Source organism: Acinetobacter sp. USHLN143 (genome assembly GCF_037145695.1).
Classification (GTDB): Bacteria; Pseudomonadota; Gammaproteobacteria; order Pseudomonadales; family Moraxellaceae; genus Acinetobacter; species Acinetobacter fasciculus.
In genome coordinates, this window is record NZ_JBBCWZ010000038.1 from 22,716 (window position 1) to 29,549 (window position 6,834).

Below are 6,834 nucleotides of genomic sequence, written 5' to 3' on the forward strand. Positions count from 1 at the left end.
GAAAATCACCTTTACTTTCAGCATGCTGTCCTGTGATTAGCGTGACGATCAAATCCGAATATTACAGGGCAACTCTGATGTAACTCATGGAATCCCCTCCTGCATGTCTTCTGTAAATTCTTCTATTGTTCAAGAACAACGCGCACGTAAAGCTGCGCTATCTAGTTTTGTTGGTGCTGTTGTCGATTGGTATGATTTTCTCCTTTACGGCATTGTTGCAGCCTTAATTTTTAAAGATCAGTTTTTCCCTAGTATTGGCGAGAACATGGGCACCCTGGCAGCACTAGCCACCTTTGGGGTCGGCTTCCTGTTTCGTCCTTTAGGCGGTGTGGTATTTGGTCACTTTGGTGACAAGCTCGGCCGCAAAAAAATGCTGGTACTCACGGTAATCCTGATGGGAATTTCCACGGTCGGGATTGGTCTACTGCCAAATTTCGAGGCAATTGGCTGGTGGGCTCCGGTGCTGTTGGTGTTTTGTCGAGCCTTGCAAGGCTTTGCTGTCGGTGGTGAATGGGGCGGCGCAGCTCTGATGGCAGTTGAAAATGCACCCAAGGGTAAAAAAGCCTTTTATAGCAGTGGCGTTCAGGTCGGCTATGGTGTTGGCTTGGTATTGGCCACCGGTGCAGTGTCGATTATTATTGCGACACTGGGTGAAGAAGCCTTTGCCGAGTGGGCATGGCGTATTCCCTTTCTGGCCAGCATCGTACTGTTAGCTGTGGCGATGTGGATTCGCCGTGATCAGGATGAATCTCAGGAATTTGTAGAAAAGGTGGTCAAAGCAGACCATCATCCAGAAAAGCTGCCAATCTTGCAAGCCATCAGCAAACATCCAAAAGCTTTCTTCTATATCATTGCCTTACGTCTGACTGAATTGCTGACCATGTATCTGGTCACCAACTTTGCCCTGAACTATTCCACCAGCAACCTAGGCATGGACAAACAGTTCTTCCTGAATATCACGCTGATGGTCGGGGTAATTAGCTGTTTCAGTATTCCATTTTTTGGTTGGCTGGCGGATAAATTCAATCATCAGAAAATGTGTGTCTGGGGCGGTTTGATTGGTGCGCTTTCAGCCTTTCCATTTTTTATGGCGCTCGATGCACAAAACACCTGGATGATCATTGTCGGGGCAATTTTACTGGCGAACGTCGCACACGATATGGTGGTCAGTGTCCATCAACCGATTTTCACCTCCCTGTTTGGCACAGAATACCGCTACAGCGGTGCCGGAGTTGGCTATCAGGTGGCGAGCATCATTGGGGGTGGTTTTACCCCATTTATTGCAGCGGCACTGGTGATTTGGGCGGATGGTTCATGGCATTATGTAGCCATCTATCTGGCGGTGGGTTGTCTGCTGACTGCACTGGTCGCAGCCCTGATGCCCAAAACTCAGGATGAACAACATGACAGTTGAACGTTTACATGTATCGAAACGCTTTTCGGAAATTGCCATTGCCGGTAATCTGGTACATCTTGCCGGCCAGCTGGCCACAGATGTCGAACTGGATATTAAAGGGCAAACCCAACAGACTTTAGATATTATTGACCAGTTTCTGGCAGATGCCGGTACAGACAAAAGTCACATCATGTCGGTAACTATCTATTTGAAAGATATTGAAAAGGATTATGCAGCCTTCAATGAAGTCTGGGATGCCTGGGTCGCTGATATCGAAGCGCTGCCTCGTACCTGTGTAGAAGCAAAACTCTATGATCCACGGGTATTGGTCGAACTGACTGTCGTGGCGGTTAAACCGGAATAATGTTTCAAGATCGATATTCATAAAAAAAGCATGCTTCTGGCATGCTTTTTTGTTTTAACCGACTGCTTTAATTTTACTGCGCTCTAAATCCGAATATAAATAATATTTTTTCAGATCATTGCTAACTGTATATTTGGGCATTTTCTGCATTTGCGCTTGCTCCTGCAAGAAGTCCTGGCGCAACTGATAATATTCTGGCACATCATCGTAACGAATCACCCGATAACCGGCCATAGTCAACAATGCATCCTGAAAACCCGTTTGCTGAGGGCGCTTTAAGATTAAGGGATCGTCCACTCCCACCACGGCTAGAATCTGGTGCTGCTGATCCAGAATTACAAAATCTGCAGTCAGGTTGCGGTACTTATGTCGAGTCCGGTTAAATTTAGTAGTCATTAAGGCATCATAGGAAACATGTGCCAGAATAATGTATTCAGGTAAGACTTCTCTCAGGCGAGTGAAGGTCAATTGCTCATTCAGGTTAAAAATAGCACGTTGCTTTAACGCACTGTCTTGTGGTTTGGAATTATTTCCGAGCTTTTTCCATGCCATGAGCACGACACAGAAGAGCAGGAAACTCCCAATCATAATATAGGTGGTCATGCCTAAATCCTTGCATTCTTATAATCATTTTTGTTTTATTGTTGTGCAGTATAAACCCACGCTTTATTTTAAATAGAGCTAACAACCAATCTGTTTAAATACCCATACAACTGGTATCAAAACTCGATTCTATGTTACCTAAAGTGACATCTCTCTAGATGCCAATGAAAGTGGATTTAAAGTACTGATAATGCACTCTAAAACATCCATGGAATTGATCGCAATACATATCTGCCCAACTGTAGGACAATTCCGACAAAGTGTTATTTTTATATCACTTTTTTAAAGAACTTAGTCCAAATAATATATTCTTTTACACTTTCAACGAACAAGCTCAGGCTACGTTACTTTACCCAAGAGCTAAAAAAAGACACCGAAGTGTCTTTTTATTAACTTAATTATGCACGTGATTTGGGCTTCGCTTTAGGCTTTGGCCCACCAAACGGTTTTTTGGCATCGCCTGTTTCACGCGGCGGCAAACCAGTGTGCTGGGTCAGAATTTGACCACGTTCAGGACGTTTCTTGGTATTTGAAGGACGTGACTGAGCCTGTGCAGCCTTGCTACGATTCCCTTGCTCACCGGTACGTTTTTGCGAATCACCGGCAACCGTCGAGTTCTTCTTACGCGCCGATTGATACTGACCATCTGCACTGCCTACAGGCTGATAAGTCGGAATCAAATGCTGTTTCGAATTACCAATCAAATCCTGACGACCCATTTCTTTCAGGGCTTCACGCAGTAAAGGCCAGTTGTTTGAATCATGATAACGCAAGAAAGCTTTGTGCAAACGACGACGCTTCTCACCTTTCACAATGTCAACATTTTCAGTATAACGCGCCACTTTCGCCAGCGGGTTTTTACCCGTGTAATACATAGTAGTTGCAGTCGCCATCGGTGATGGATAGAAGGTCTGTACCTGATCGGCACGGAAACCATTCTTCTTCAACCAAATCGCCAGATTCATCATGTCGTAATCGGTGGTGCCCGGATGCGCCGCGATGAAGTAAGGAATCAAGTATTGTTCCTTACCGGCTTCTTTACTGTAACGATCAAACATTTGCTTGAAGCGGTCATAGGTACCAATACCCGGCTTCATCATTTTATTGAGTGGACCTTTCTCGGTATGTTCAGGCGCAATTTTTAAGTAACCACCGACATGATGGGTGACAAGTTCTTTGACATATTCAGGGTTTAAAACCGCAAGGTCATAACGTAGGCCTGAACCAATCAGAATCTTTTTAATGCCTGGTAAAGAACGCGCTTTACGGTATAACTGCGTCAATGGCGCATGGTCGGTATGCAAATTCTGACAAACGCCCGGGAATACACATGACGGTTTACGACAGTTCTTTTCAATCTCAGGATCTTTACAGGCCAAACGATACATATTGGCTGTTGGGCCACCCAAGTCCGAGATAATGCCAGTAAAGCCTGGAGCCGTATCACGGATTTTTTCCACTTCACGCAGAATCGATTCTTCAGAACGGTTCTGAATAATACGACCTTCATGTTCCGTAATCGAACAGAAAGTACAGCCACCGAAACAGCCACGCATGATGTTCACAGAGAATTTGATCATGTCAAACGCAGGGAAACGGGCATTGCCATAAGCAGGATGCGGCAGACGTGCATAAGGCAGGTCAAACACATAGTCCATCTCTTCCGTAGTCAACGGAATTGGCGGTGCATTCAACCAGACATCACGTTCACCATGCTTTTGCACCATGGCACGCGCATTCCCCGGATTGGTTTCCAGATGCAGAATACGGTTGGCATGTGCGTAGAGCACTGGATCTGCAGCCACTTCTTCAAAAGCAGGCAAACGAATTACGGCCAATTCGCGCGGCGGTAACTTATGTTTAATCGCTTTAGAAGCCGGTTGCAGTTGCACAATTTGTGTATCAGGATCTAAGTCATCCCCTGCTCGCACAATCGGGTTAGCGACATGTTCTTTTTGAAAACCTTGGTACTGGCTAGAATCCTTGCCTTGTTCAATCTCACAACCCTCGATATCTTCAGTCATGACATACGGGTTAATAATTGGATCAACACGGCCAATGGCATCGACATCATTCGATGCAATTTCCACAAACTTGGCTTTAGAGGCACGGTTGTGTTTATTCACAATAAACGCTGTACCGCGAACATCAGTAATCTCGTGAATTTTCTCGCCACGCGCCAAGCGATGCATGATTTCAGTGATTGAGCGTTCGCCATTACCGTACATTAAAAGATCGGCTTTTGAATCCATCAAGACTGAACGACGGACTTTGTCTGACCAGTAATCATAATGTGCAATACGACGTAACGACGCTTCAATACCGCCGAGCAATACTGGTACATCCGGATAAGCTTCACGAACACGCTGGCAATACACAGTTGCCGCACGGTCTGGACGTTTGTTTGGCTGATTGTCTGGTGAATAGGCATCATCAGAACGGATTTTACGGTCAGCCGTATAACGGTTGATCATGGAATCCATATTCCCTGCAGTCACACCCCAGGCAATATTCGGTTTACCTAAAACGCGGAACGCATCCACGCTGGTCCAGTCTGGCTGTGCAATAATACCGACACGGAAGCCTTGTGCTTCTAGCGTACGACCAATAATGCCTGAACAGAAAGATGGATGATCGATATAAGCATCACCACACACCAAAATAAAATCACAGCTGTCCCAGCCGAGTTGATCCATTTCCTCGCGTGACATCGGCAAAAATGGCGCAGGGTCAAAACAAGACGCCCAATATTTGTCGTAATCAAACAACGCTTTTGGCGCAGTCTGCATGGTATAAGCAGTAGACATGGCTAGCAATTCTCGGCTGGCAGATGATAGGAGATCTAAAAATAAGATCAAAGATGAAAGCCGATTATTTTACCATGAATCGGCCCTAGCTTGCTTGATTATAATTTATACAAAATCAGAGACTAACTGAATCACGCTCTATTTGTCACTTGAATCTAAAGTTTAAATATTTCAAAAAAGAAATTGATTCTATTTATGAGGAGGAAAGCTTGGAAATAATCTCTAATTTGAACGGAGTTTTAAACTGAATGACAAACCCGTCAGTAATAACGCGGCAATAAACACAGTTAATCCTATCCAGCCATAATTTTCCCATACCAATCCGCTTGAGCTCCCCAACACGCTTGAACCCAGGTAATAGCAAAATAAATACAGCGACGAACCGACTGCCCGATACTGTAAGGACTGGATCGACACCCAGCTACTGGCAGTCGAATGGGCAGCAAAAAAAGAAAAAGTAAAAATCAGCAATCCAATAAAAACAATAACCAACTGATCAATAAGCATCAGCGCCAAGCCCACAAGCATCATCAGGATCATGGCTGCCAATATTCTGAATTTTCCATAATGCCGTCCCCAGTGTGCTGCTCGAGGGGAGCTATAAATACCAGCCAAATAAGTAATCGAAATCACGCCAATCCAGACATGAGATAATTCAAATGGCGCTTGGATCAAGCGATAACTCAGATAATTAAATACCGAGACAAAGCAGCCCATCAAGATAAAACCTTGCAGGAATAAAACCCGAAGTTTTGGATCAGCGAGATTCTGCCTAAATGAGTTTTTAAAACGATTCAGCTTGATTGGATAGGCTTTAAAATGTTGCGAAGCGGGTAATAGGTAAGAAAATAATCCAGCGATACAAAGATTTAAGATACCGATAATCAAAGTGGCAGATTGCCAGGAGATAAAATCCACTAAAACTCCGGCAATTAAACGCCCTCCCATACCACCTATCGCTGTGCCAGAAATATATAAGCCCATGGCAAAACCGATATCTTTTTCTGCAATTTCTTCTCCGATATAAGTCATCGCGACCGCAGCGACACCACTGACTGTCAATCCAATCATTACTCGTGTGGTCAGAAACACCGACCAGATCGGCAATATTGCACTTAATAGTAATAATACTGAGACTGAAAATAGCGACCAGACCATAATCGGCTTACGACCGAATCGGTCTGATATTAGTCCAGTAAAAATCAGGCCAACTGCCAAGGCAATGGTAGAAAAAGATAAAGGGAAACTGCTTTGAGTCGGGCTGACCTGGAAATAATCAGCCAGAATCGGCATCATCGGCTGTACGCAATACAGTGATGAAAAAATGGCAAAGCCAGCAAGGAATAAGGAAAAAAGCACTGCTTTAAAAGCAGAAGAGCCATATTCAATATGGCTTGAAGATGAATTTGAGGACATATCCGCTCCATAGACCGGTTCAGTATACGCCTCTCAATTTTATTTTTATGTGATGTTTCAGTCGAAATAGCACATAAATAACATTTATTTGACTAACCCCCCATAAAAAAATCCCCCTCTGCTAATGCGGAGGGGGATTTTGGAATAATGAGCTGGCGATGACTTACTCTCACATGGGTAACCCCACACTACCATCAGCGCTAAGAGGTTTCACTTCTGAGTTCGGGAAGGGATCAGGTGGTTCACTC

5 protein-coding genes and 1 rRNA gene are annotated in these 6,834 nt (G+C 44.5%); 2 read left to right on the forward strand and 4 right to left on the reverse strand.

Going from position 1 to position 6,834, the window contains the following annotated elements:
* The first annotated feature begins 103 nt into the window (after positions 1 to 103).
* Positions 104 to 1,414: a shikimate transporter gene (gene shiA, locus WFH18_RS10770; protein ID WP_121979722.1), complete on the forward strand. Its 1,311-nt coding sequence runs from the start codon at positions 104 to 106 to the stop codon at positions 1,412 to 1,414.
* On the forward strand, positions 1,404 to 1,760 hold the full coding sequence (locus WFH18_RS10775; RefSeq protein WP_005101539.1) for a RidA family protein: 357 nt from the start codon (positions 1,404 to 1,406) through the stop codon (positions 1,758 to 1,760). The genes shiA and WFH18_RS10775 overlap by 11 nt, the downstream gene beginning before the upstream one ends.
* 54 nt (positions 1,761 to 1,814) lie before the next feature.
* On the opposite strand, the gene WFH18_RS10780 is transcribed toward WFH18_RS10775, so the two are convergent.
* The 4 genes from WFH18_RS10780 to rrf all read right to left on the reverse strand — a co-directional run.
* Positions 1,815 to 2,363, reverse strand: a complete 549-nt coding sequence (locus WFH18_RS10780; RefSeq protein ID WP_004732580.1) for a DUF2726 domain-containing protein — start codon at positions 2,361 to 2,363, stop codon at positions 1,815 to 1,817.
* A 398-nt stretch (positions 2,364 to 2,761) separates the two neighbouring features.
* The gene (locus WFH18_RS10785; protein ID WP_004644879.1) at positions 2,762 to 5,170 is read right to left on the reverse strand and encodes a YgiQ family radical SAM protein; all 2,409 of its coding nucleotides are present in this window, start codon (positions 5,168 to 5,170) and stop codon (positions 2,762 to 2,764) included.
* A 222-nt stretch (positions 5,171 to 5,392) separates the two neighbouring features.
* Positions 5,393 to 6,586, reverse strand: coding sequence for an MFS transporter (locus WFH18_RS10790; RefSeq protein WP_005248459.1), 1,194 nt, complete (start codon positions 6,584 to 6,586; stop codon positions 5,393 to 5,395).
* 150 nt (positions 6,587 to 6,736) lie between these two features.
* Positions 6,737 to 6,834 (reverse strand): 5S ribosomal RNA (gene rrf / locus WFH18_RS10795); the annotation flags it as partial.